This window comes from uncultured Jatrophihabitans sp., assembly GCF_964244045.1.
Taxonomy (GTDB): Bacteria; Actinomycetota; Actinomycetes; order Mycobacteriales; family Jatrophihabitantaceae; genus Jatrophihabitans.
Genome location: NZ_CAXTHK010000015.1, coordinates 77,721 through 102,889, shown reverse-complemented (window position 1 = coordinate 102,889; position 25,169 = coordinate 77,721). Strand labels below are relative to the sequence as shown.

Genomic DNA, 25,169 nt, shown 5'->3' with positions numbered 1-25,169 from the left:
GGTCACCACGATCAGGAACCCGACTTACACCACTCGGCGGGACTCTCCCCACGCCGGTTGGGACGGCACCGCACTGAACCTGGAATGCCGATTCACCGCCGAGGCCCGGGACAGGACAGGTTCGTCCGACGGTGTGCAAGCAACCCTGTCGCTGCGCCGACGCAACGGCGGCCCCGGGTGGTCCAGTCCGCTGAACGTTGTACCTGGACTTGGCAACGACAGTGACAACAGTGACGCCAGTGACGCCAGTGACGCCCCAGGGCAATGGCTGGCGAGTGGGTCCGTCGAACCGCTCACGGCGGCTGACGGCGCCGCGCTCACCTCGGGCGTGTGGGACGCCACTGTCGAGGTCCGGGCGGCGGGGTCGACGCTCGAATTGCCCATTCACCCGTCGAGCGTCACCCTTGCGCCTGCCGTCGTGGGCAACCGGCCGATCGATGCGTATTCGACGGGGCAGGGCCTGGCACTCGACGTTGACCAAACGCACAGGCCACTGCTGGATCCGGTTGTCGGTGTCGGCACCGTTTCGGCAAAGATCACCGCGTCGACGCTCACGATGCACCTGCCTGTGCACATCACCGGTCGTGGCCCGCGCCTGGAGATCCACCTGGTGCCGGAGCAGCCTGGTCGGGCCCGGCACATCCTGCGGACGATCCTTGGTCCGGAGAGTGGTCGTACGGGCCACGGAATCGCTCGGGTCAGACTGCCAGAGCTGGGGTCAGCGAGGTCCTGGGCAGTCGAACTGCGCTTGGACCGCCACGGCGCCGGCCCGACGACCCCCACCGATCTGGTGCTGGTCCGCCGAGACCGGTCGACGCAGTTGATCAGAGCTGCACTGCATCCGGTACGTCCAGGGATCGCGATCCGCGACGATGTTGTAGTACTGCGCACTGCCGAAGTGGACGGCTTCTATGCCGCGACCTGGCAGCGGCGACTTCGTTCGTCAGCACGGTAGCGGCGTACGCGGAGACTCACGCGTTCCCGCCGGCCATGCCACTGATGTGCTCGATGACGGCGGTGGTGGAGATCGACGGGGTCCGCGGCAGGTACTCGACCCGACAGATGTCGTTGAACTCGTCGAAGCGCCCGGCCCAGTCGTCGCCCATGACGAGGATGTCCGCGGCGTACTTCTCGATGTACTGCCGCTTCAGCTCGAGCGACTCCTCGACGAACACCTCGTCGACGCAGCGCAGGTTGGCCACCAGCTCGCACCGCTCATCCTGGCTGAACACCGCCTGCCGGTTCTTCTTGGACATGTTGAGGGCGTCGGAAGACACCCCGACAACCAGCCGATCACCCAGCGCCCGGGACCGCTGCAGGATGCGCAAATGCCCGACGTGCAGGACGTCGAAGGTGCCGAAGGTGATGACAGTGGTCATGCGACGACGCAGTCGGAGCAGGACACAACGCAATGGCCTTCGGCACCCGGAGCGCAGCGGAGGGTCGTCATGCGGGTGACCCTAGCGAAGTGGCGATCCGCAGGCGGATCACCGCCGATGGACAGCCCGCACCGGTCCGGCGAATGGAACAATGCTGTGTGCCGTTCACTCCGCTCTTAGCTTCGGGCGCCTGGCCGCCGGGCAACTCGTGGGTGCTGCGCGATCACAAGATCGTCTACGTTTCGACGACCAAGGTGTCGTGTTCGAGCCTGCGCTGGATGATCGCGGATCTTGCCGGAGAGGATTTCACGTCGTTCTACCGGGCTCCCGGCGACCACCAGACCCGGCTGATGACCATCCACGCCCACCGCGACACCTGGGAGCACGCGCCGCAGATCAAGCACGTCCCGCCCGAGCAGCGGGCCGAGATCTCGCGCGACAACGGCTGGTTCATCTTCGCCGTCGTGCGGGACCCATGGACGCGGCTGTTCTCGGCCTGGCAGTCCAAGCTGCTCGTCCGCCACGCGTCCTACGTAGCCCGGTACGCCGACCAGCCCTGGTTCCCGCGGGTCCCGAAAACGCCCGAGGACGTCCTGACGGACTGGCGGACCTTCGTGCGCGCTACGCCGTGGCTCTCGCATGCCGAACTGCGCCGCGACCCGCACTTCATGCCGCAGGTCGACTCCGTGCACCCGGACATCGTCAACTATTCACGCATCTACAGCCTGTCCGAGATGCGCGAGCTGCAGGGCGACCTGCATGCCCATCTGGCCGGGCTCGGCCGCGACCAGGAGCTGTACCTGCCGCGGGCCAACGAGAGCCCGCTGCGGATGACCCGTGAGTGTCTCGACGCCGAGACCGCAGCCGCCATCGCCGAGGCCTACCGCGTCGACTTCGTCGCGTTCCCGGGCCGCTGGGAGCTGGCGGAGCTCAGGCTCAGCGACGCTCCGTGGACCGCCGATGCCATCGACTCGGTCGGCTATCACGGCGTGGCGAATGAGCGCATCGGCGACCTGTCGCGCGAGTTGCGCGCCATCCGCGACGAGCTGCGCGAGGCGCGCAGGCAGCTGCGTGCGTTCGAACGCGAGGCGCGCTGGACCCGGTGGGCGCCGGGCATCGCGGTGCAGGGCGCCCGACAGGCTCGCGCGGCGTACCGGGCCCGCCGCTCCGAGACGTGACCGGTGAGTTCGGGCGTCGACCGCTGACCGTCAGGGTTTGACGGCGATCCGCCCGCTGCCGGTGCGCACGAGCAGCAGCCGCTCACCGGTGCGCTCGAGGAACTCGTCGGTGGCTTTGCGGGAACCCTGCCAGTGCCCGTAGTCGTCGATCACCAGCACCCCGCCGGACACGAGCCGGTCGTACATGTGGGTCAGCTCGTGCGCGGTAGAGGCGTACCAGTCGGTGTCGAGGCGCAGCATGGCGATGCGCTCGGGCATCGTGGCCGGCACGGTCTCCTCGACCGGCCCCTTCACGTAATGCACCCGCTCCTTCGGGTAGGGCACGGTGGCGAAGCCCTCCTGGACGTCGTCGAGCGAGGCGACGGCCCAGACCATGCTGTCCTTGTCCTGGGTGGCGAGCGCGGTAGCGGCGCTCGAGCCGTCGTGGCGGACGTCGTCCTCGGTGGGCTCGGTCATGCCCTCGAACGTGTCATAGAGGTAGAGATCGCGATCGTGTACGCCGACGCTGTCGAGCGTGCGGGCGATGGCGTGCATACTGCCCCCGCGCCACACCCCGCATTCCACGATGTCACCGGGGACGTCGTAACGCGCGACGTAGCGGGTGGCGGTGATCGTCGCGTGCAGCTTGTCGAAGCTGGTCATGGTGTAGGGCAGAACGGCCCGCACGATGTCGGCCATCGTCTCGTCGAAGTCCTTCGGGACGCGCTGGGCGCGCGTGTTCGCGGGCTTGGCCGACGTCGGCGCGGCTGGCTTGCTCGCCGGCTTTTTCGGCGCGGCCTGCTTAGGCGTCGGCGGCTTGCGCAGCTCGTAGCCGGTTGCCCGACGCAGGACGGTATTGACGTGAGACCGATAGGACATCGGCCCATGCAAGCACACCCGGGCCTCGAATCGCGTGAGCGACGCTTGCGGAGCGAACCGCAGGCATGGCGGCTTGTCCGGCCCGAACGGAGTGCGGGCGTGAGGGCCGTGCTTGGTGCGAGATGTCCAGCACTGGCTAGGCTCACGAACCGTGATCCGCAGCTTTGCCGGCAGGCGACACGGCGAGCCGGGCCTCAGCGTCGTTGTTCCGGCGTACAACGTCGGCGGCTATCTCGACCGTTGTCTGGACTCGCTCGTCAACCAGTCTCTCGACCGAGCGCGCTACGACGTCATCGTGGTCGACGACGGCTCGACCGACGGGACCGCGGAACGTCTTGATCTTGCCGCCAAACAGCATCCCGACCTCATCCGGGTCAAGCACATCACGAACTCGGGCTGGCCCGGTCGGCCACGCAACATCGGCACCGACCTGTCGACCCGGGAGTACGTGTTCTACTGCGATGCCGACGACTGGCTGCTACCCGACGCGCTGGAGGCCATGCTCGACCGCGCGGTCCACGACAACGCCGACGTCGTCATGGTGCGGCCGGTGGGGAGCCGCCGGCAGATGCCGCAGGCCGTCTTCGACCGGGGCGACCGCTGCACGAACTGGCGCGAGACACCCGGGGTCTTCACCAGCCTCACCTGCCAGAAGTTGTTCCGCCGCGACTTCCTGCGAGAGCGTGGGCTGCGCTTCGGCGAGGGCCGCGTACGTCTGGAGGACTTCCAGTTCATGGTGGCGGCATACTTGCGGGCCGAGCGGGTCAGCATCGTCGGTTCCCGTCCGTGCTACGTGTTCGAGCGCCGGACCGACGGCGGCCACCTCACCCAAACGCGTGCCACGGAGGACGAGTACTTCGCCAGTGTCGAGAAGATCCTCGACATCGTGCTGGCCGAAACCGAACCGGGCCCGCACCAGGACATGGCCTTCGACCGGCTGATTCGCGCGGAACTCGTCAGCCACGTGAGCCGGCCGGCGTTGTTCACCAAGTCGCCGGAGGACCAGGTCGCGGTGCTCTCGCACGTGCGGCGGCTGCTGACCACGAAGGTGCCGCCGTCGGCGATCGCACGCCTGGACGCCGGCAATCGCGAGTGGATCCGTCGGATCGAGCGGGGTGACCTGGACGCTTTGAAGCGACGGATCCGCGCCCAGGAGGAGATCGCCGGTTCGGCAGTTGTCGGCACGGTGAGCTGGGACGACTCGGTGCTGACCGTCGACCTCGCTGTTGCCCTGCAACGACACGGCGTGGCGCTGTCCCTCGAGCGCCGTGGCGAGTCGTTGCTTGCGCTGAGGTTGGACGCCGACGACGAACCTTCCGACGTGACGAACCAGTTCGCTGGCAGCAGCGTGCAGGTCCGTGTGCGATTGCGTAGGTCGTCCGAGGAATGGCGAGTGCCCGTTGCCCTCACGAACGTGGCGGCGGACGGCACGGATCGCCTTTTGGCGTGGTCGGCGACCATGCGCCTCGACGTGAACACTCTGGCCGCCGGCGCACAACTGCCGGTCGGCGTGTGGGATCTCGTCGCGGTCATCACCTCGTGCGGCATCCAGCGCATCGTCGGCCTGCAGGCCCCCGAGGGCACGGACGAACCGGCGCCGGCAGTCCTCGACGGTGTGCGTGCGCGGCCGTACTGGACCAAGAGCGGGGCCCTCGCCATGAGTATCCGCCCCGTCGCGCCCCCACCATCTCGAGGAACGGAAAACCAGATGCCCACGACCACGTCGTCCCCGGCCACGCCGGCGAAGCACACCCGGCGTAGCCGGCGGATGAAGAAGCAGGCGTGGCGCCTCGCCCTGGCGTCGGCCCGTCGGATGGGGCTGAGCGTCACCAAGGTCGGCGCCGGCCAGGTGTTGGTGAGCCGATCCACTGCGCCGAAGGTGGCCACCCTGGTGAAGGGGCGCAGCTGGATCGTCAGCAAGGGCGACAAAGCCGGCGGCGCCTTCACCGCCGACCGCCTCGGCGACCAGCACTGGGTGCTCGGCAAGCCCGGAGCCGCCGCGCCCCACATCGACGAGGTCGGATCGCGGGGGTGGCTCATCAGCCGTCCGGACACCGGAGCGCTTGCGGACATCCACCTCGAGAACCAGACGTTGCAACACCTGGCTGCCCGGCACGTCACCTGGCTGTTGGCCCGCTACGACGTCGACCTGGTGCTGGACGTCGGGGCCAACACCGGCCAGTACGGCCAGAACCTGCGACGCAGTGGCTACCGCGGCCGGATCGCGTCCTTCGAACCGGTGCCACACTTCGCCGACGCGGTCGACAAGCTGGCGGCCAACGACTCGCAGTGGAGCGTGTACCGCATCGCGCTCGGGTCCAGCGAGGGCACGGTACCGATCCGCGTCCAACGCACCTTCAGCTCGCTGTTGCCGGCCAGCGACTACGGCAAAGGTCGTTTCGGCACGCTGCGGGATTTCGCCGACAAGGACGAGCACGTGGTGGACGTGCCCCTGCGCCGACTCGAGACGATGCTCGACGATCTGGTGGCCGATGTGCATCGGGCGGACGGGGCGCCGCCCCGGGTCTTCCTGAAGATGGACACCCAGGGCTTCGACCTCGAGACCTTCCGCGGTCTGGGGGATCGGGTGAGCGACATCGTCGGGCTGCAGTCCGAAGTCGCGCTGCTGTTGATCTACGAGGGGATGCCGCGCATGCCAGAGGCCCTCGCGACGTACGAATCTGCCGGGTTCGAGATCAGCGGGATGTATCCGGTGACCACCGAGCCCGACGGGCGGGTCATCGAGTACGACTGCGTCATGGTGCGCGCGAGCACCGCCCCGACACTCAGGTGAACTCCCCCGGCCGCGCACGCACGAGGCGTGCGCCGGGCGGTCTCGAACAATTCGGTGAGAATCGGAGAAGCGCAGCGGGTGCGGGTAATTTCCGGGGGGGACGCCTGATGTCGCAATCATGAGCGGCCCCCGCATGACGCACCGTTCGAGCTCGTTGCCGACCAGGTCCGTCGTGGGGCTGGCGATCTGTCGCGCTCACGGATCGGCTGCCACCTGCAAGCCGGACATCCCGTCGGACCACAAGCCGATCCGGGCCCTGCCGTTCTACGCGTTCTGAACTCCGCGTACTGAGCTGGGCCGCGAGTGGGGAATGACGAGGTGTAGACACGCGGGCCGTGCGTGTCTGCATCTCGTCGTGTCTGCATCTCGTCGTGTCTGCATAACGGTGACGCCTCATGACGAAGGCCCCGCCAGCGGATCGCTGGTGGGGCCTTTCGTCAGGCAGTTCCGCGAACCAAATCGGGCTGATCCACGAACAGCCCGTGGTGGGCAAGGGGGGAGTTGAACCCCCACGTCCTTTCGGACACACGGACCTGAACCGTGCGCGTCTGCCATTCCGCCACTTGCCCGGCGCTGATCGGCGCTGATTGGCGCTGATTGGCGTCCGCAACGGTAGCACGCGGCTGAGTGCGGATACCGGGCCTGCTGAGCCCGGACCGATAGACTCCGCCAGATGCGCGTCACCCGACGCGCCGGCCGTGCCGCGCCAGCGGATGACCTGCCCGCCGACCCGGAACCGTACGCAGTGAGGAGACGTCGTGAGCCTGGCCCAGCGCTTCGAGCGTCGTCTCGAGGGCCTAGTCGGCGGCGCGTTCGCACGGGTATTCAAGGGCCAGGTCGAGCCCGTCGAGATCGGCACCGCGCTGCAGCGGGAAGCCTCCGACAAGCGCAGCGTCATGGGCAAGGGCGCCGGTGGTGGCGGCGCTGGTGGTGGACAGGTGCTGTCCCCGAATCGCTACCGCGTCACGCTCTCGCCGTCGGATCATGACCGCCTCGTGCCGTGGGAGGTCCAGCTGACCAATTCACTGGCCGAGCTCGTCCAGGAGTACCTCGACGAGAACCAGTGGACGACGATCGGCGACATCGAGGTCTACCTGGCCCGCGACGACGAGCTGCACACCGGCGTTTTCGGCGTTGCCTCCCGGATGGAACCCGGGGCGCCGCCGCGCCGGCGCCCGCACGACTCGCTCTCGTTGCCGATCGTCCCCGGCATGAGCCCGGGTGAGTACCCCGACGACGAGCAGTACGGCCAGGGCGGTTACGCCGAGCAGCCGGCCTATGCGGCGCCGGTTCCGCAGGAGGTGCCCGATGCGCCGTACTCACCCGCCCCGCCGCCCGCGCCGTACGCCAGGCAGTCCTACGGCCCGCCCGGTTTCCCGGCGTCCCCGGGCAACGGCGGCTACGCCGCCGGCTACGGCGGTGGTCCCGGCTTCGCCGCGCCGCCGGCGCCCCCAGCACCCCCCGCACGGGTCGCGCAGGCCTCGCTCATCGTCGACCAGACCAACCGCCGCTTCGAACTGCGAACCGGCAACAACGTGATCGGCCGGGGCACCGACGCCGACCTGCAGCTGCTCGACCAGGGCATTTCGCGCCGGCACGTCGACATCCAGTTCGACGGCAACGTCGCCACTGCCTACGACCTGGGCTCGACCAACGGCACGACGGTCAATGGTCACGAGATCAACAGTCAGCTGCTTCGCCACGGAGACGTGCTGAGGGTGGGTCATACGCGCATCGTGTTCCACCAAGATCGCTCATGACGGTGCGGTTGACGACGTTGCGTCAGCGGCCGCCCACGGTGCGGCCGTGAACTCGGCCCTGGCGCTGCAGCTCATGCGCTTCGGCTTCCTGGCGCTGCTGTGGCTGTTCGTGCTCGCCTGCATCCGGGTCATCCGCAGCGACCTGCGCACCAGCGGGCAGCCGCGCATCGCGGTGCCGCCGCCGGCGCGGCGCCGCGGGAAGGGGCCTGGTGGCGGTTCGCCGGCCCCCCGGCAGGCCCCGGGCACCCCGACGCATCTGCTCGTCACCGAGGGCGGGCTGACCGGCACCCGCATCGGCCTCACCGGCGCGCCCGTGCTGATCGGCCGCGCGAACGACTCGACCCTCGTCCTCGAGGACGACTACGCCAGCACCCGGCATGCGCGGATCAGCCTGGCCGACGGCCGCTGGGTCGTCGAAGATCTGGGTTCGACGAACGGCACCTACCTGGGCCAGCGCAAGCTGGACGGCCCGGTGCCGATGGACGTCGGGGTGCCGCTACGGATCGGCAAGACGGCCCTGGAGTTGAGATAGCTCGTGGCCCTCTACCTGCGCTACGCCGTGCGCTCGGACCTCGGTCTTGTGCGCACCAACAACGAGGACTCGGTCTACGCCGGTCCGCGGCTGCTGGCGATCGCCGACGGCATGGGCGGGCACGCGGCCGGCGAGGTGGCCAGCAAGATCGTCATCAGCACCCTCGAACCGCTCGACGAGGACCGCCGCATCGAGGACCTCATGGGCGCCCTGCGCGCGGCGGTGGCCGAGGCTAACCACGGCATCTCGCAGGCGGTGGCGCAGCGCAAGGAACTCGACGGCATGGGCACCACGTTGACCGCGCTGCGCTTCGTCGGGGGGGCTGGGACCGGGATGGTCGGGCTCGTACACGTCGGCGACTCGCGGGCCTACCTGCTGCGGGGCGGCCAGCTGACGCAGATCACCCACGACGACACCTACGTCCAGTACCTCGTCGACGCCGGCAAGCTCACCCCCGACGAGGCCAAGGACCACCCCCGCAAGTCGGTCATCCTGCGCGCACTGCTGGGCACCGAGGTCGAGCCCGACGTCTCGATCCGCGAGGCCCGCGCCGGCGACCGCTACGTACTGTGCTCGGACGGGCTGTCCGACGTCGTCTCGGCCGAGACCATCGCCGAGACCCTGCACATCGAGGACCCGCAGGAGGCTGCCGACCGGCTCGTCGAGCTCGCGCTGCGCAGTGGCGGGCCCGACAACGTCACGGTGATCGTCTCCGACGTCCTCAACGCAAAGGTCGGCGACAAGATCGACGACACGCCCGTCATCGCCGGCGCGTTCGTCGACCCGGCCGCGGCCGACGTCCCGGGCAACGACAGCGCCGCCGAGCGTGCCGCGCTGATGTCACGGCCGCTCGCCACCCGGACCACGAGCAGCGAGGCCGCCGAACCCACCCGACACCGCCGCCTGTGGTGGCGCCCGTGGCTGCTCGTCCTGGTCGTGCTGCTGTTCATCACCGCAGCCCTCGGCGGCACCTACGCCTGGACGCAGAGCCAGTACTTCGTAGGGCATGCCGACAACGACGTCGCCATTTACCGCGGGGTGAACACCGAGTTCGGTCCGCTGAAGTTCTTCAAGGTCTACGAGCTCAGCGACCTGCGGCTCGACGACCTCTACCCCTCGGTGCGCTCGCAGGTGATGGACGGCATCACGGCAGGCAGCAAGTCCGAAGCCAAGAGCATCATCGTCAACCTGCGCAGCCAGCAGCTGCCGCTGTGCCCAGTGGCCACCTCGACGGCGCCGAGGACCTCGACGTCCGCCACGCCGCGCCAGGGGTGTCGCCGGTGACGAGCTCGTACAACTCGACGCGGGGGTCGACGCTGAAGTCGACGCTGAACCCCACGCTGCGCATCCCGACCCGCCGCAACCTCGAACTGCTGCTGCTGGCCTTCGCGGTGCTGATCGTCGTCGGCGCAGAAGGGGCGGTCGAGGCGGCGCACGACGGGCACCTGTCCTCGCACCTGGTCACCTACGCGGCGGTACCGCTGGCCGCCGGCCTCGCCGCGCACCTGGTCATCCGCAGGATCGCCCGCTACGCCGACCCGTTGATGCTGCCGCTCGTCGTGCTGCTCAACGGCCTGGGGCTGGTGATGATCCACCGCCTGGACCTCGGGATGAAGACGCAGGCGGCCCAGAACGGCGTGCCGTTCGCCGGGGCGCAGGCCCCGACGCAGGTGGTGTGGACAACCCTCGGCGTGGTGGTCTTCCTCGGCCTGCTGCTGGTCGTGCGCGACCACCGGGTGCTGCAGCGCTACGCGTACACGCTGGCCTTCGTCGGCGTCTTCCTGCTCATGCTGCCTGCGGTGCTGCCGGCCCGCTTCAGCGAGGTCAACGGTGCGCGCATCTGGATCCGCGTCGCGGGGTTCTCGCTGCAGCCCGGCGAGTTCGCCAAGGTGCTGCTGACGATCTTCGGTGCCGCTTACCTGGTGCAGAAGCGCGACGTGCTGGCCCTGGCCGGCCGCCGCATCCTGGGCATCGACTTCCCGCGCGGGCGCGACTTCGGGCCCCTGCTGCTGGCCTGGCTGTTGTGCATCGGCGTGCTCGTGCGCGGGCGCGACCTCGGCACGTCGCTGCTGTTCTTCGGGTTGTTCGTGGTGCTGCTGTACTTCGCCACCGAGCGGGTCAGCTGGGTGATCATCGGCGTGCTGCTCTTCGCCGGCGGGGCCTACGTGGCCTACCAGCTCTTCGGCACGGTGCAGCTGCGCGTCGGCGTGTGGCTGCACCCGTTCGCGCAGCAGTACAACCAGCCGAACTACCAACCGTCGTTCCAGCTGCAGCAGTCGCTGTTCGGCCTGGGCACCGGCGGCATCTTCGGCACCGGCCTGGGCGCCGGCCACCCCGAGCTCGTACCGCTCGCGAGCACCGACTACATCATCGCCTCGTTCGGTGAGGAGATCGGCTTGTTCGGCCTCGTCGGGTTGCTCGTCGTCTACGCGATGCTGGTGGCACGGGGGTTCGCCGCCGGGCTGGCCGTGCGCGACTCGTTCGGCAAACTGCTGGCCTGCGGCCTGGCCTTCCTCGTCGCCCTCCAGCTGTTCGTGGTCGTTGCCGGGGTCACCCGGCTGCTGCCCGAGACGGGCCTGACCGCGCCGTTCCTGTCCTACGGCGGGTCGTCGCTGCTCGGTAGCTGGGCGGTGCTGGCGCTGCTCGTGCGCATCTCCGACGCGGCGCGCCGTCCGGCGACCACCCCACCGGCGCGGGCGATGACGGCCGAGCAACCGGCGGTGGTGACATGAACAGGCCTATCCGCAAGGTGTCCGTCGCGGTAGCGGTGCTGTTCCTGGCACTGTTCGTCAACCTGAACGTCGTGCAGGTCGTTCAGGGCAGCTCGTACCGCGACAACTCCGACAACCGCCGGGTGCTGCTGAACGAGTACTCGCACCCGCGCGGCCAGATCGTGGTCGACGGCACCGCGGTCGCGCAGTCGCGGGCAACCCCGGACGAGTCCTTGAAGTACCTGCGCACGTACCCGCAGGGGCCGATCTATGCCCCCGTCACCGGCTCGTTCTCGTTCATCTACGGCTCGTCGGGCATCGAGGAAGCCGAGAACGACGTGCTCAGCGGCGACTCGCCGACTCTGTTCACCACCAACCTCGCCAGCCTGCTCACCGGGCGCGACCCGCGCGGCGGCAGCGTCGAGCTGACGCTCAACAAGGCGGCGCAGACGGCGGCCTACAAGGCGATGCGGCTGTCGAACGGCACCTACCGGCCCGGCGCGATCGTGGCGCTCGACCCGTCCACCGGCGCGATCCTGGCCGCGGTGTCCACGCCGTCCTACGACCCCACCGCACTGAGCTCGCACAGCTCCGACGAGATCTCGCACGCCGCCTCCTGCTACAACGATCTGCCTTCGCAGAACGCCGGTGAGTCCGACGCGAAGTACAAGGCGCGGCTGCAGGCCGAGATCGTCAAGCGGGAGCCCAGCCCGACGTCGAAGGGGTGCAGCGACGTCCCCGACGACCCGACCGCTTTTCTCAAGGCCAACCCGACGGAGCTCGGGCCGTTGAACAACCGCGCGTTCAAGATCACCTACCCGCCGGGGTCGATCTTCAAGGTGATCGTCGCTGCTGCGGCACTGAGGGCCGGCATCAAACCCGATGACCAGATCTTCGCGCCGCAGTACTACTGGCCCGACGACGCAGCAGCGACCCAGAAGCAGACGCCGTGCGCGGCCAACGACACCGGGCCGTGCATCCACAACTTCACGCTGTCCAGCGGCTATCGCGAGCAGTGCAAGAACGGCAGCCGCTCGGCCACGCTCGACTTCGCGCTCGAGAAGTCCTGCAACACCGCGTTCGCGGCGCTGGCCGTCGAGAAGCTGGGCGTCGCCAAGATCGCTGCCGAGGCCAAGCTGTTCGGCCTGGACACCGCCCCGCTGAAGATCCCGCTGACTACCGCGGGGTCGACGATCGGCGACGTCAGCGAGCTGGGCAGCGACCCGGTGGCGCTGGCGCAGTCCGCCTTCGGGCAGCGCAACGTGGCGATCACCCCGTTGCAGGCGGCGATGATCTCGGCCGCCGTCGCGCAGAACGGCACGCTGTACCAGCCCTACCTCGTCAAGAACACCCGCCGCCCCAACACCTCGATCCTCGACACGACCAAGCCCACTCAGCTCAGCCAGGTCATCGACCCCGACCTGGACTCCGAGCTCGTGACGATGATGGAGAACGTCGTCACCGGCAAGGAGGCCGGCGACGACGCCACGGGCAAGGCGGCGGCGATCACCGATCTGCCGAACGTCGTCGTCGGCGGCAAGACCGGCACGGCCGACCACCAGGACGCGAACGGCAAGGCGCTGCCAGCCCACTCGTGGTTCTCGGGCTTCGCCCTGGTCAAGGGCTCCGCGAAGATCGCGGTCGCGGTGATCCTCGAGGACAGCGACGCCACGGGCGGCGAGGATGCCGCTCCCAAGGCCCGCCAGGTCATGGAGGCCTACCTGCGCGACGTCGGGACGAACTGATGACCACCACGACTCTGCCCGCACCAATGACGAAGGATGGACGATGACGCAGCCGCGGATGGTTGGCGATCGCTACGAGCTCGGCGAGCTGATCGGCTACGGCGGCATGGCCGAGGTGCACCGCGGCCTGGACACGCGCCTGAACCGTGAGGTCGCGATCAAGGTGCTGCGCGCCGACCTCGCCCGCGACCCGTCGTTCCTGAACCGGTTCCGCCGCGAGGCGCACTCCGCCGCCGGTCTGAACCACCCCGCGATCGTGTCGGTGTACGACACCGGCGAGGACGCCGCACCCGACGGCACGTCCATCCCGTTCATCGTCATGGAGCACGTCGAGGGCCGCACGCTGCGCGACGTCCTGAAGTCCGAGGGCGCCCTGCCGCCGCGGCGCGCCATGGAGATCGCAGCCGACATCGACGCCGCGCTGGACTTCAGCCACCGCAACGGCATCATCCACCGCGACATCAAGCCGGCGAACGTGATGATCACCCAGGCCGGCGCGGTGAAGGTCATGGACTTCGGCATCGCCCGTGCGGTGGCCGACACCTCGGCGACCGTCACCCAGACCGCGAACGTGATCGGCACCGCCCAGTACCTCTCGCCCGAACAGGCCCGGGGCGAGACCGTCGATGCGCGCTCGGACGTCTACTCCACCGGCTGCCTGCTCTACGAGCTGATCACCGGTGTGCCGCCGTTCCAGGGCGACTCGCCGGTGGCGGTGGCCTACCAGCACGTGCGCGAGAACCCGGTCGCGCCGTCGGCGCGTAACCCCGACATCCCGCGCGCGCTCGACTCGATCGTCATGAAGGCGCTGGCCAAGAACCAGCTCAACCGCTACCAGTCGGCGGGTGACATGCGTGCCGACCTGCAGCGCGCGCTCGCCAATCAACCCGTCGTGGCCGAGGCGGTCATGACCGACGCCGAGCGGACGCAGTTCATCGCCCGTACCCCGCCTCCGCCGGTGCGACCGCGGCCGATGCCCATCGACGACGGCGACGACGATTCGCATCGCAGGGGCTGGATCTGGGCCGCCGTCGTGCTGGCCCTGCTGCTCGTCATCGGCATCGGCACGTTCGTTATCTTCGGCAGTTCGGGCGGCAACGAGGTGAAGAAGGTGCAGGTCGCCGACGTCACCGGCTACCTGCCGGGCGCCGCGGTCAGCAAGCTGCGCGCCCAGGGACTGGTCCCCACGCAGGCCGCGACGACCAGCGGCGGCCCGTGCACCAACAATCAGACCGTAGAGGCGGGCAAGGTATGTAAGACCACCCCGGCGGTCAACGAAGAGGTCAAGAAGGGATCGGCGGTCACGTACACGCTGTACTCGCCGAAGCTCGTCAACGTGCCGTTCGTGGAGCAGATGAAGTACGCCGACGCGGTTGCGGCCCTGGCGGCGAAGGGGTTGCGCAGCATGAAGAAGGACGTGTACAGCGCCGACCCCAAGGGCACGGTCGAGAAGCAGGACACCGAGCAGTTCACCGCCGTCCCGCCGGGCACCACGATCGTGCTCGAGGTATCGACCGGCACGATCGCGCTGCCGAACGTCAAGGGCATGACGCTGAACGACGCGACGTCCACAATTCCCAGCGAATTCACCAAGCGCAAAACGCAGACCAGGACGACGCCCGACGAAACCAAGGACGGCACGGTCGCCAGCCAGAGCCCCAAGCCCGGGTACTACTCGCCCGACCAGCAGATCACCCTGACGATCTACAAGTACGTCAAGCCGACGCCGACGTGCACCACGCCGCCCCCGACGCCGACCGAAACGCCGACGACCCAACCCCCCGGTGTCCCGGTCAGCCCGTCGTCGAGCGGTGCGTCGTCGAGTAGTGCGCTGCCTGCCTGCTGACCGATAAGACGCGGGTCCCCAGGATCGCCGCGTGCCTGCCGATGGCCCAGGGAGCCAAATATGCCTGGAGGTCGAGCAGCTGCGGCCTTCGTGTTCACCGCGCTCTTCGTGTTCGCCGCGCTGTCCTGCTCGCCGTCGGATGGCGTTCGTGGCTGGTCGCACGCGGTAATCAGGCCGCAGTCATGCTGCGCTGACGCTGGCCGGTTGCGCCATCTGGTCGGCCGCCAACGTGTTCACCACCGTCGGTCTGTCGGCTCCTGCGCAGATGTGGGCTGTGAAGATCAGCTACTTCGGCATCGACGTCACCGTCAGCGGGCTCTTCCTGCTCTGTCAGTCGATCGTCGACCCGCTCTACCGGCCGAGCCGCACACATCGTCTTCGGTCCGCTGTTCTACGCACACACCGCGTTCTGTTACCTGCTGCTGGGCGCGGCATTCTGGGTGATCGTCCGGGCGCGCCGGGACGCCGGGCCACTGTTGCGGCGTCAGCTGAACTACGTCATCGCTCTTCAGCGTGACGGGGTTGCTGAACGCGTGGGCGTTGCATCAGGGGCTGTTGCGGATCCTGCCGGTCGCGCGCGCACTGGTGCTGGAGTCCATTGCGGACAGCGTGTTCGTCATCGACGCGCTCGGCCGGATCGTCGACGTCAACCCCGCTGCGCGGGTGCTCGTCCAGCAGGTGAGCCCCGACCGGCAGGACGACGTCGTGGGCGTGGGCGCGAGCGACCTGATCGGCCCGCTGGTGGACCTCGACGGCTCCGATTCCGGCGGGGACACCGTGGAGGTCTTCCGGCCACTTCGTCAGCATCGGCAGCACGGCCATCAACGACATCCGCGGTCGCATTGTGGGGCGCGTCCTGGTCTGCCACGACATCTCCGAGCTCGTTCGCGCCCGCACCGAGGTAGAACGTCAACTCCATCTCGTGGATCAGCTGCGCGGCGAGCTGCTTGAACAGACCCTCCAGGACCCGATGACCGGTGCGTACAACCGGCGCTAACGCCCTGGTGAAGGCCTGTGAAGGCTCTGGTGAAGGCCCTGGTGGACAACGTCCGAGGCTTCGACGTCGTTGCTCGCTACGGCGGTGAGGAGTTCGTTGTCGTGTTGCCGGGCGCGACCCGTCCCTCGGCTGCGCGGTTTAGCCGGCCGACGCTGCCGACGCTGCCGACGCTGCCGACGCTGCCGACGCAGGCGGCGTGATCGCCCGTGCGGACCACGCCCGGTACCTCCGCCAAGGCCAAAGGTCGCAATTGTGTCGTCGACGCGTCTCGCGTGGACCAGTTGCGCCCCGCGAGCTGACCGCCGTCAGCGACTGCTCACGGGGTGGCGTCGACTGCGGCGGGCAGCACGACTACGGCACGCAACCCCGCGTGCCCGTCGTCGCGCGCCGTGAGCCAAACACGGCCCCCGTGGCTGCGGACGATGTCGCGCACGATCGGCAGGCCGAGCCCGGTGCCGCCGGTGTCGCGCGAACGCGACTCCTGCACGCGGTAGAAGCGGTCGAACACCCGCTCGCGCTCGTCCTCGGCGATACCCGGCCCGTCGTCCTGGACGGTGAGCATGCATCGCCGGCCGCTCGCCTCGCGGCCACGCGCCTCGCCCTCCTCGGTGGCGACCCGCACGACGACCTCGTGGCGGGCGTAGCGCACCGCGTTGTTGACGAGGTTGACGATCACCCGCCGCAGCGCGTCGGGGTCGCCGTCGGTCAGGGCCGGCCCGTCGGCGGCATCGGTCTCGGCCCGCACCACGACGGCGTCGGTGTGCACACCGTCGACCACTGAGCGGACGAGTTCGTCCAACGCGACCGGCTGACGCCGTACGCCGGCAGTTTCGTCCAACCGGGCCAGGGCCAGCAGGTCCTCGACCAGCCGGTCGAGCCGGTCGACGTCGACGAGCACGTCGTCGACGAGCTCGTCCCAACCGTCATCGGCGTGACCTGAGGCGTGGCTCAGCCGCTGGCCGACCTCGAGCTGGACGCGGATCGAGGCCAGCGGGGAGCGCAGCTCGTGGGCTGCGTCGCCGACGAAGGTGCGCTGCCGGCTGGTGGCCGACTCGATGCGGTCGAGCATCCGGTTCAGCGTGACCGCGAGGCGGTGGATCTCGTCCTGCGCACTGGGCACGGGGAGCCGCTGTTCGGCCAGCCCCGCGGCGGTGATCTCGGCGGCGCCGTTGCGCAGTGCGGCCACCGAGCGCAGCGTCAACGCGACCACCAGGTAGGTGGCCAGGGCCAGGACGAGCACGGCCAGCGGGCCGCCGATCAGCGCGGCCCGGGTGAGGATGCGCAGGCTGTCATCGACCCGGCTGACGTCGGTGAACACGACCACCGTGCGCGACCCCACTGTCTTGCCGAGCACCCGCAGCCGGGCATCGGAGGTCGTGCTGTTGATCTCGATGCGCGAGCCGCTACGCACCTCACGCAGCTGCTCCGGACCGATCAGCGAGACGTAGTGATCGGCGCCCTGCGAGGCCGAGAGCACCGCGAGCCGCGAGTCGAGCACCTGCACCGCAGAGATGCCACTCGTCGTAGGCGCCACGGTGGGGGGCAGGCGGCCACTGCGGACCTGGACCGCGATGTCGCGCGCCGTCTTGCTGGCGTTCTGGTCGAGCACCCTGGTGAGCGCGTACCGCTGCAGCACCAGCAGCAGGATCGCGCCGGTCAGCACCGCGACCGAGAACAGCGCGGTGGCGACGAGGGTGAGCCGTCGGCGCAGCGACTGGCGCGACCACCACCGCCGCGGGACGGAGGTCAGCGCAGATATCACCCTGCGATCATCCGCGGGCCGACCGCCACCGGCGTCAGCCCTCGGGGGTCAGGCGGTACCCGGCGCCGCGGACGGTCTGCAGCGTCTGCCGCTCGAACGGGACGTCGATCTTGCGGCGCAGGTAACCGACGTAGACCTCGACGACGTTGGCGTCGCCGTCGTAGTTGGCGTCCCACACGTGGTGCAGGATGTCGGCCTTGCTGACCGCGTCACCGGCCCGGCGCATGAGGAACTCGAGCAGCGAGAACTCGCGCGGCGTGAGGTCGATGGTGGTGTCGGCGCGGCGCACGGTGTGCGCAGCCGGGTCGAGGACGAGATCGTTGACGGTCAGGGCGGCCGGGCGGGGTTTGACGCCGCGGCGCAGCAGTGCCCGGATGCGGGCCAGCAGCACCACGAACGAGAACGGCTTGGTGAGGTAGTCGTCGGCGCCGAGGTCGAGCGCGTCGGCCTCGTCGTACTCGCCGTCCTTGGCGGTGAGCATCAGGATCGGCACCCAGTTCTCGGCCGCGCGCAGCTGCTCGATGATCCGGTAGCCGGACAGCTCCGGCAGCATGATGTCCAGGATGACGGCGTCATAGGTCGTCTCCTGCGCCATGTGCAGACCGTCCGGGCCGGTGTGCGCGATGTCCACGGTGAAGCCCTCTGCGCCCAGCCCGCGCTGCAGGGCCGACGCCAGCCGGATCTCGTCCTCGACGATCAGTAACCGCATGTCGACCTCCCTGTGCTGAGTCCGCACTCAGCAGTTGTCAGACTGCCAGGGTGGACCTTGGCGATCGCTGGAGAGGCTCAGCCCGATCACAGTGGATCCCCCGCACGCTGGGACCAGTGAACGTCCCGTCCGTGCTGACCCGGCACCGTGCCCTGCGCTGGCTGGTGCCCGCGGGCATCGGCGGCATAGTGGCCGTGGCGTCCGTGGTGTTGCAGACCGACACGACCCAGTCCAGAGGCCTGCCGCGCATGACACCGGCTGCACTGCTCGCCGACGTCCAGGCCGCCCCCACCACCGGCTTCTCCGGCACCGTGCTCTCGCGGGTCTCGCTCGGTCTGCCCGAGCTCCCCTCGCTGGGTGGCGGCTCCGGCGATCGCACACCGTTGACCGCGCTGCTGTCCGGCTCGCACACCGTCCAGGTCTGGTACGGCGGGGCCGACGAGCAGCGGGTGGCTCTGCTCGGCGCCCTCGACGAGACCGACATCTTCCGATCCGGGCGCCAGCTGTGGCTGTGGAACAGCTCCGACCGGGTCGCGCAGCACGCGGTGCTGCCCGCGCGCCCGGCGTCGGACCCGATCGCCTCGGCCGCGCCCACAGTGAGCCCGAGTGCGCTGGCCTCGCAGGTGCTCGCCGCGGTGTCGCCGACAACGCAGGTGCAGGTGCGGACGGGCGAACGCATCGCCGACCGCAATGCCTACGAGCTCACGCTCACCCCGCGGACCAGCGCCACCCGCGTCGCGTCGGTGCAGATCTCGGTCGACGCCTCGACGAAGTTGCCGCTTGCTGTGCGGGTCTACGCGCGCGGTTCCAGCAGCCCGTCGATCGACGTCGCCTTCACCAGCGTTCGGTTCACCGCACCGGCCACGACGTTCTTCACCTTCTCGCCGCCGTCCGGAGCCGCCGTCCGCCCGCTCGAGGTGGGCGCCGACATCGCGCGCATGGTCGGCACCGGGACGCGGGTCGTCGGCAGCGGGTGGACGCGCGTCGTCGAACTGGACACCCGCAAGGCGGTGAACGTCTCGCACGGCGAACTCAAGCAGTTGCTCACCCCCGTGTCGGGTCGGTGGGGTTCGGGGGGGTTGCTCCAGTCCAGCCTGGTCAGCGTCCTGGTGACCAGCAAGGGACGGATCTTCGCCGGTGCCGTCGATCCCGCCGCGCTGTACGCCGCCGCCGCGAAGTAGCTGTGCCGGTGGCGGGCGAGTCGGCCATCACCACCGTGGGCCTGACCAAGCATTTCGCGTCGGTGGCCGCGGTCGACTCGGTCGATCTCGCCGTGCCGACCGGCTCGGTGTACGGCTTCCTCGGGCCCAACGGCTCGGGCAAGACCACCACCATCCGGATGCTGCTCGGCCTGGTGTTTCCGACGTCCGGCACGCATCGGGTGCTGGGCGAGGACGCCGCGTCCGACGCCCTGCACCGGGTCGGCGCGCTCGTCGAGGGGCCGGCCTTCCACCCGTACCTCTCGGGTCGCGCGAACCTCGCCCGGCTCGACGCCGCCGACCGCACTGCCGACCCACGCACCGCGACAGCACGCGTGGGCAACGCGCTCGAGCGCGTCGGGCTCGGCGCCGCGGCCGGCAAGCGCTACCGCGCCTACAGCCTGGGCATGCGCCAGCGGCTCGGCATCGCGGCCACGCTGTTGCGCCCGCGCGACCTGCTGGTGCTCGACGAGCCGACCAACGGCCTCGATCCGCAGGGCACCCGCGAGGTCCGACACCTCGTCGACGAGCTGGCCCGCGACGGCGTCACCGTTTTCCTGTCCTCGCACCTGCTCAGCGAGGTCGAGCAACTGTGCACCGACATCGGCGTCATGAGCGCGGGCCGGCTGGTGTGGCAGGGCCCGCTGGCCCGGCTGCGCGAACGCCAGGCCCAGCGGGTGCACGTCGAGACGGCCGACCGGGTCGGCGCCGTCGCCGTGCTGCGCGAGCTCGGCCTGGCCGAGGTGAGCTCCGACGACGCCGGGACGGCGGCCCTGCTCGGCGGAACCGCACCCGAGGACGTCGTGGCCGCCCTGGTGCGGGCCGGAGTCGGCGTGCGGGGGTTCACGGTGGCCCGGCCGAGCCTCGAGGAGCAGTTCGTCGGACTCACCGGAGCCGGCTTCGACGTCAGGGACTCCGGTGGCTGAGCTGCCCGGCCGCTTCCTGCGTTCGGAGCTCGCGCTGGTCTTTCGTCGCCGGCGCAATCAGGTGCTGCTGGCAATCCTGGGCGTGGTGCCGGTGCTGATCGCGGTGTCCGTGAGGTCGACGAAGCACTCCGGCAGCGACGGCTCGATCTTCGGCGGCATCACCGACAACGGCCTGTTCGCCGCGCTGGCCGGCTTCCTCGTGACCAGCCCGGTGTTCCTGCCCCTGGTCGTTGCCGTCGTGGCCGGTGATTCCGTAGCCGGCGAGGCGAGCAGCGGCACGCTTCGCTACCTGCTCGCGGTGCCGGTCGGACGAACCCGGCTGCTGGCCGTCAAGTTCGCCGCCGCCGTCGTGTGGTGCGTCGCGTGCGTGACGCTGGTGGCGCTCACCGGCCTGCTGTCCGGGCTCGTGCTCTTCCCGGCCGGACGCGTGACGCTGCTGTCGGGCACGACGGTGTCCTACCTCGCCGGGCTGGTGCGGCTGCTGCTGGTGGCCGGCTACGTCGCGGTCATGATCGCTGCCGTGGCGGCGATGGGTCTGTTCGTCTCGACCATGACCGAGGTGCCGGTGGCGGCCATGGCGGCGACCCTGACGCTCACCATCGCCAGCGAGGTCGCCGATGCGATCCCGCAGCTGGGGGTCGTCCACGGCTGGCTGCCTAGTCACTACTGGCTGCGCTGGGTCGACCTGCTGCGCGATCCGATGGTGCTCGACGGCGTGCGGACCGGCCTGCTCGTGACCCTCGCCTACGTCGCGGTCTTCGCCTCGCTGGCCTGGGCCCGCTTCGGCGGCAAGGACGTCACCTCCTGATGCGCTTGCTGATGCGCTTGTCCGTCGAGGTGGTCGCGATCGCGGACCGGATCACGACCATCTCAGCGGACAAGCGCGGGGTGAGGGGTTACTGCAGGTAGCCCTCGACCTCGCCGACCGGGCGCTCCTTGACGTCGTCGGCAGGCTGGTCGAACTCGGTCTTGGCACGGCGCTGGCGCAGCATGTCCCAACACTGGTCGAGCTGCTCCTCGAGGTGACGCAGCCGCGTCCGATCGTCGTCGGTGTGCTCCGACGACGCGCGCAGCTGCTTCTCCTCGGCGACCAGCTCGTTGATGTGCTCGAGCATCGACTTCTCGGTGGGCATGACGCTTCCTCTCCTCGGGCTACGCGGGTTCAGCCGCGGTCCAGGTAGTGGTATTCCTCGTTGGGCAGCTGACCGGTCGCCAGCGCCATCCGGTTGGTGAAGTTGTACATCGACGCGATCTCGACGACGTCCCACACCTCGTGCTTGGTGAGCCCGACGTCCGCCAGGCGCTGCAGGTCGGCCTCGGTCAGCTCGTGCGGGCGGGCGGTGAGCTTCTCGGCGTAGGCGCAGATGGCGTGGCGGCGCGGATCGAGCCCGGCGTGTCGCCAGTTGGTGGCGAGGTAGTCGGCCAGCACACCGTCTTCCAGCCGTCCGCCGAGCGCCTTTCGCAGCGCGTGGCCGTGGGAGACGATGCAGTAGGTGCAGCGGTTGTAGGCGCTGACCACCACGGCGATCATCTCGCGGTCGGCCTCGTCGAGGTTCTCCGTCGGTTCGTGCAGCTGCTTGTAGTGCGCGAACCAGGCCGAGAACCGCTCGGGGCGGTAGGCATAGCCGCGGAAGACGTTCGGCACGATGCCGACAGCTTCGCGAGCCTTCGCGAACAGGCCTTGCAGTCGCTCGGGCAGCTCGGACTCGTCCGGGACGGGGAAGAACCAGAGGGCGCGCGCCATCCCTACAGCGAATCCCGCCACTCGACCCAGCTCTTGAGCTGGGACAGGTCGTAGTCCGGGCCGCCGACGCCGATCGTGAATAGCGAGGCACCGGCATCGACGAGCGGCGGTCCGACCTCGGCCGGGTCGCCCTTCGGGGCGCCCACCGAACGCTCGATCTCGCCCGGGTCGCGGCCGAGGTCACCGCAGTGCGCGGCCAGGATCTCCTGCTTGCGCACGAAGGTCTCCAGGTCGCTGAACGAGTGCCAGATATGGGCGTGCTTGGCCACGAGGCGCAGCGTCTTCTTCTCTCCGCCGCCGCCGATGAGCACCGGGATGTCTCGCGTCGGAACTGGATTGAGCTTGGCCCAGCGGGTCTCGATGCGCGGCAGGTCCTCGGCCAGCTGGTTCAGGCGGCCGCCGGCCGTCCCGAACTCGTAGCCGTACTCGTCGTAGTCGCGCTGGAACCAGCCCGAGCCGATGCCGAAGATCAGCCGACCGTCGCTCAGGTGGTCGACGGTGCGGGCCATGTCGGCGAGCAGTTCGGGATTGCGGTAGCTGTTGCAGGTGACGAGCGCGCCGATCTCGATGCGCGACGTCTGCTCTGCCCAGGCCCCGAGCATCGTCCAGCACTCGAAGTGCTCGCCGTCCGGCGGCCCGTAGAGCGGGTAGAAGTGATCCCAGTTGAACGCGACGTCGACGCCGATGTCCTCGGCCTCGGCGACTGCCCGCCGGATGGCCGCGTACTGGGCGTGCTGGGGTTGGAGCTGGACACCGATGCGAACATGTGAAGAACTCATACCCTCGACGCTAGCGCAGCTGTCGCGACAGTCGTCGGGATCGCATCGCGGCCTATAAAGTCACCGTCTATGACCGACGGTACGACCCGCGCCGCCGCCACTGATCCGGTCGCGGATGACCCGCAGTTCGGGACCATGCTGCTGCCCCATGTCGTCCACGAGGCCACGGCCGCGCTGCTCATCGTTGACATCGACCAACGGCTCGTGACCTACGCGAACGACCTCGCCGCGCAGCTCGTCCCGGACCGTCGGCTGCCCATGCCGGTCGACGAATGGTCGGTCGCCGCGGGGCTCGAGGACGTCGACGGGGGCGACCTGCCCGAGGGCCGCAACCAGGTCCACGGCGGGGCAGAGTCCCTCCTGCGCGTTGCCGCCGGAGAACCCATCATGGGCGAACCGGTGACGGCGGCCCGGGCGACGCGAGTCACTGCCGAGCGCGAGATGCTATGGGTGGTTGGCCTGCCGCTTACCGACGCACCGGAACCCATCTCGTCACTAGCCCTTGTCGCATTCCTGCCCGCCCGCAAAGCGCAGCTGATCGCCGGCGCCCAGGAATCCGCCGTCGGGCTACGCGAACGGGCCGTTCTGGCCACCAAGGTCGCGTTCACCATCAGTGACCCGCGGCAGCCCGACAACCCGCTGGTGTGGGTCAACCCGGCGTTCAGCAGCGTCACTGGATATAGCGTCGAGGAGGCGCTGGGGCGCAACTGCCGTTTCCTGCAAGGGCCCGAGACCGACCGCGCGGTCATCGACAACATGCGCTCGGCGATCGCCGAGGGACTGTCTATCACCACGACGTTGCTGAACTACCGTCACGACGGCTCTACGTTCTGGAACGAGCTGTCCATTTCGCCGGTAAGCGACGCGCGGGGCGACGTCACGCACTTCGTCGGTGTCCAGGCCGACGTCACGGCCCGGGTCACCGCCCAGCGCAGCCGCGACGACGCGCTTGCCCAGGTGGCCCTGGTTGCCGATCGGCTCGGGCTGCTCGCCGACGTCACCTCGCGGATGGCCGCCGCGCAGCGTCCGGGCCAGATCGTCGAGGTGCTAGGCCAGGTGCTCACCTCGCGGGTCGGCTCCGCGTGCGCGATCTACACCTTCGACGACGCCGGCCGTCTCGAGCGTCCGTATCTGCGGCACGAGCGGCAGGACTCCGATCAGCGGGTCGGCGAGCTCGTTCAGGAGCTGGCGACGCAGCTGCCCGACGCCCTGCCGACGAACGGCCCGGTGTGGCGGGTGTTGCGTGGTGAGTCCAGGGGCCTGGTCATCGCCGACACCGGCACGGCGCCCGATCACGTCTCAGGCATCTCCGACGTCGAACATCTCGACATCGATCGTGAGCTGGGTTTGTGCAGCATGCTCGCGGTGCCGCTGCGCGCACGGCACAGCGTGCTCGGCGCCGTCTGCGTCATGAACGACGACGCCCGGCCGGCGTTCGGCGACGCCGAGCTTGCGCTCGTGCAGGATCTCGCCGTCCGGGCCGGGCTGATGCTCGAGAACACCCAGCTGTGGGCGCGTGAGCGGGCCACCGCCGCTACGCTGCAACGCAGCCTGCTGCCGCGGCTGCCGCAGATCGGCGGGCTGGAGGTCGCAGCGTCCTACGTGCCCGCTGCCGACGAAGCCGCGGTCGGCGGCGACTGGTACGACGTCTTCGAGTTGCGTGGACACACCGGGGTGGGCGTCGTCGTCGGTGACGTCATGGGCCACAACTACGATTCCGCGGCGCGGATGGGCAAGCTGTCGACGATCGTGCGCAGCTACGGCTGGCCGGGCAGCGAGCCGTGGACCGTGCTCACCGCGGTCGACGAGCTGCTCGAGGGCGGCAATCTCGACTACATGGCGACCTGTTTCTACGGCACGCTGATGCTGCGCAGCAACGGGGCCACCCTGCATTACTCCAGCGCCGGGCACCCGCCCGCGCTGCTTCGCCGGCCGGGCGGCTCGGTGGTGCTGCTCGAGGACGGTCGCGGCCCGATGATCGGCATCTCGAAGCTGATGCCCCCAGGCACCCAGCGGCCGAAGGACGCGAGCATCGACCTCGCGCCCGGCTCGGTGCTGATCTGCTTCACCGACGGGCTGACCGACGGCTTCGCCGACGAGCCCGATCTGGACGCAGGGCTGGCCGAGCTGTCGCGGCTGACCAGCGAGTTGCCGCTCGACGCGTCGCCCTCGCAGATCGTGGATCAACTCACCGCGGCTGCCGAGCGCCACGACGACGACGTCGCGGTGGTCGCGATCCGGATCCGCTGA

22 protein-coding genes, 1 tRNA gene and 2 pseudogenes are annotated in these 25,169 nt (G+C 69.4%); 17 read left to right on the top strand and 8 right to left on the bottom strand.

The features are described from left to right. Nucleotides 1–955: pseudogene (locus tag ACFFC4_RS12915) on the top strand (hypothetical protein); the annotation flags it as partial. A gap of 16 nt (nucleotides 956–971) precedes the next feature. On the opposite strand, the gene ACFFC4_RS12910 reads toward ACFFC4_RS12915, so the two are convergent. Beyond that, nucleotides 972–1,379 (bottom strand): adenylyltransferase/cytidyltransferase family protein, encoded by a 408-nt coding sequence (locus tag ACFFC4_RS12910; protein ID WP_375501447.1) that lies wholly within the window; start codon nucleotides 1,377–1,379, stop codon nucleotides 972–974. Between the two features lie 158 nt (nucleotides 1,380–1,537). On the opposite strand from ACFFC4_RS12910, the gene ACFFC4_RS12905 reads away from it, so the two are divergent. Then, complete coding sequence (locus tag ACFFC4_RS12905; RefSeq protein WP_375501445.1) at nucleotides 1,538–2,557, top strand: sulfotransferase family 2 domain-containing protein; 1,020 nt, start codon at nucleotides 1,538–1,540, stop codon at nucleotides 2,555–2,557. A gap of 30 nt (nucleotides 2,558–2,587) precedes the next feature. Here the strand turns inward: ACFFC4_RS12905 and ACFFC4_RS12900 are convergent, their stop codons facing one another. Next, nucleotides 2,588–3,415, bottom strand: coding sequence for a TylF/MycF/NovP-related O-methyltransferase (locus ACFFC4_RS12900; protein ID WP_375501443.1), 828 nt, complete (start codon nucleotides 3,413–3,415; stop codon nucleotides 2,588–2,590). Between the two features lie 151 nt (nucleotides 3,416–3,566). On the opposite strand from ACFFC4_RS12900, the gene ACFFC4_RS12895 reads away from it, so the two are divergent. Together ACFFC4_RS12895 and ACFFC4_RS12890 are read left to right on the top strand one after the other, a co-directional pair. After that, on the top strand, nucleotides 3,567–6,209 hold the full coding sequence (locus ACFFC4_RS12895; protein WP_375501441.1) for an FkbM family methyltransferase: 2,643 nt from the start codon (nucleotides 3,567–3,569) through the stop codon (nucleotides 6,207–6,209). Between the two features lie 118 nt (nucleotides 6,210–6,327). Continuing rightward, nucleotides 6,328–6,486, top strand: coding sequence for a hypothetical protein (locus tag ACFFC4_RS12890; RefSeq protein ID WP_375501439.1), 159 nt, complete (start codon nucleotides 6,328–6,330; stop codon nucleotides 6,484–6,486). 206 nt (nucleotides 6,487–6,692) lie between these two features. Here ACFFC4_RS12890 and ACFFC4_RS12885 read toward each other — a convergent pair. After that, nucleotides 6,693–6,778 (bottom strand) — tRNA-Leu (locus ACFFC4_RS12885). 189 nt (nucleotides 6,779–6,967) lie between these two features. Between ACFFC4_RS12885 and ACFFC4_RS12880 the strand changes: the two genes are divergently transcribed. From ACFFC4_RS12880 to ACFFC4_RS12840, 9 genes and pseudogenes are all read left to right on the top strand, one after another. Further along, nucleotides 6,968–7,969, top strand: coding sequence for an FhaA domain-containing protein (locus ACFFC4_RS12880; protein ID WP_375501437.1), 1,002 nt, complete (start codon nucleotides 6,968–6,970; stop codon nucleotides 7,967–7,969). Nucleotides 7,970–8,042: 73 nt separating this feature from the next. Beyond that, entirely contained in the window at nucleotides 8,043–8,501 is a 459-nt protein-coding gene (locus ACFFC4_RS12875) for an FHA domain-containing protein (RefSeq protein ID WP_375501455.1), read from the top strand. Between the two features lie 3 nt (nucleotides 8,502–8,504). Continuing rightward, nucleotides 8,505–9,785, top strand: a complete 1,281-nt coding sequence (locus ACFFC4_RS12870) for a PP2C family protein-serine/threonine phosphatase (RefSeq protein ID WP_375501435.1) — start codon at nucleotides 8,505–8,507, stop codon at nucleotides 9,783–9,785. Beyond that, entirely contained in the window at nucleotides 9,713–11,233 is a 1,521-nt protein-coding gene (locus ACFFC4_RS12865; RefSeq protein WP_375501433.1) for an FtsW/RodA/SpoVE family cell cycle protein, read from the top strand. The genes ACFFC4_RS12870 and ACFFC4_RS12865 overlap by 73 nt, the downstream gene beginning before the upstream one ends. Further along, nucleotides 11,230–12,957 (top strand): penicillin-binding transpeptidase domain-containing protein, encoded by a 1,728-nt coding sequence (locus tag ACFFC4_RS12860; protein ID WP_375501431.1) that lies wholly within the window; start codon nucleotides 11,230–11,232, stop codon nucleotides 12,955–12,957. Before ACFFC4_RS12865 ends, ACFFC4_RS12860 begins: the two co-directional genes overlap by 4 nt. A 43-nt stretch (nucleotides 12,958–13,000) precedes the next feature. Further along, a complete protein-coding gene (pknB, locus tag ACFFC4_RS12855) occupies nucleotides 13,001–14,803 on the top strand; it encodes a Stk1 family PASTA domain-containing Ser/Thr kinase (protein ID WP_375501429.1) in 1,803 nt (600 codons plus the stop codon). A 513-nt stretch (nucleotides 14,804–15,316) separates the two neighbouring features. Next, nucleotides 15,317–15,448: pseudogene (locus ACFFC4_RS12850) on the top strand (hypothetical protein); the annotation flags it as partial. Between the two features lie 199 nt (nucleotides 15,449–15,647). Continuing rightward, nucleotides 15,648–15,800 carry a hypothetical protein gene (locus ACFFC4_RS12845; RefSeq protein WP_375501457.1) on the top strand — a complete coding sequence of 51 codons (153 nt, stop codon included), beginning with the start codon at nucleotides 15,648–15,650 and terminating at the stop codon, nucleotides 15,798–15,800. 17 nt (nucleotides 15,801–15,817) lie between these two features. After that, nucleotides 15,818–16,000, top strand: a complete 183-nt coding sequence (locus ACFFC4_RS12840) for a diguanylate cyclase domain-containing protein (RefSeq protein WP_375501427.1) — start codon at nucleotides 15,818–15,820, stop codon at nucleotides 15,998–16,000. A 116-nt stretch (nucleotides 16,001–16,116) separates the two neighbouring features. Here the strand turns inward: ACFFC4_RS12840 and ACFFC4_RS12835 are convergent, their stop codons facing one another. Then, complete coding sequence (locus tag ACFFC4_RS12835; protein WP_375501425.1) at nucleotides 16,117–17,562, bottom strand: sensor histidine kinase; 1,446 nt, start codon at nucleotides 17,560–17,562, stop codon at nucleotides 16,117–16,119. Nucleotides 17,563–17,596: 34 nt separating this feature from the next. Further along, a complete protein-coding gene (locus tag ACFFC4_RS12830; RefSeq protein ID WP_375501423.1) occupies nucleotides 17,597–18,271 on the bottom strand; it encodes a response regulator transcription factor in 675 nt (224 codons plus the stop codon). 116 nt (nucleotides 18,272–18,387) lie between these two features. Between ACFFC4_RS12830 and ACFFC4_RS12825 the strand changes: the two genes are divergently transcribed. From ACFFC4_RS12825 to ACFFC4_RS12815, 3 genes are read left to right on the top strand one after another with little or no spacing between them, the layout of a single operon-like run. Further along, nucleotides 18,388–19,452: an outer membrane lipoprotein carrier protein LolA gene (locus ACFFC4_RS12825; RefSeq protein WP_375501421.1), complete on the top strand. Its 1,065-nt coding sequence runs from the start codon at nucleotides 18,388–18,390 to the stop codon at nucleotides 19,450–19,452. Between the two features lie 2 nt (nucleotides 19,453–19,454). Beyond that, nucleotides 19,455–20,396, top strand: coding sequence for an ATP-binding cassette domain-containing protein (locus ACFFC4_RS12820; RefSeq protein ID WP_375501419.1), 942 nt, complete (start codon nucleotides 19,455–19,457; stop codon nucleotides 20,394–20,396). Beyond that, a complete protein-coding gene (locus ACFFC4_RS12815; RefSeq protein ID WP_375501418.1) occupies nucleotides 20,389–21,204 on the top strand; it encodes an ABC transporter permease in 816 nt (271 codons plus the stop codon). The genes ACFFC4_RS12820 and ACFFC4_RS12815 overlap by 8 nt, the downstream gene beginning before the upstream one ends. Before the next feature lie 88 nt (nucleotides 21,205–21,292). Here ACFFC4_RS12815 and ACFFC4_RS12810 read toward each other — a convergent pair whose 3' ends face one another. Genes ACFFC4_RS12810 through ACFFC4_RS12800 form a run of 3 tightly spaced genes read right to left on the bottom strand, consistent with a single transcriptional unit; the run spans nucleotide 21,293 to nucleotide 22,919 of the window. Further along, nucleotides 21,293–21,529: a DUF2630 family protein gene (locus ACFFC4_RS12810; protein WP_375501416.1), complete on the bottom strand. Its 237-nt coding sequence runs from the start codon at nucleotides 21,527–21,529 to the stop codon at nucleotides 21,293–21,295. A gap of 29 nt (nucleotides 21,530–21,558) precedes the next feature. Next, nucleotides 21,559–22,140 carry a peroxidase-related enzyme gene (locus ACFFC4_RS12805; protein ID WP_375501414.1) on the bottom strand — a complete coding sequence of 194 codons (582 nt, stop codon included), beginning with the start codon at nucleotides 22,138–22,140 and terminating at the stop codon, nucleotides 21,559–21,561. Between the two features lie 2 nt (nucleotides 22,141–22,142). Then, a complete protein-coding gene (locus ACFFC4_RS12800) occupies nucleotides 22,143–22,919 on the bottom strand; it encodes an LLM class F420-dependent oxidoreductase (protein WP_375501412.1) in 777 nt (258 codons plus the stop codon). 69 nt (nucleotides 22,920–22,988) lie between these two features. On the opposite strand from ACFFC4_RS12800, the gene ACFFC4_RS12795 reads away from it, so the two are divergent. After that, complete coding sequence (locus ACFFC4_RS12795) at nucleotides 22,989–25,169, top strand: SpoIIE family protein phosphatase (RefSeq protein WP_375501410.1); 2,181 nt, start codon at nucleotides 22,989–22,991, stop codon at nucleotides 25,167–25,169.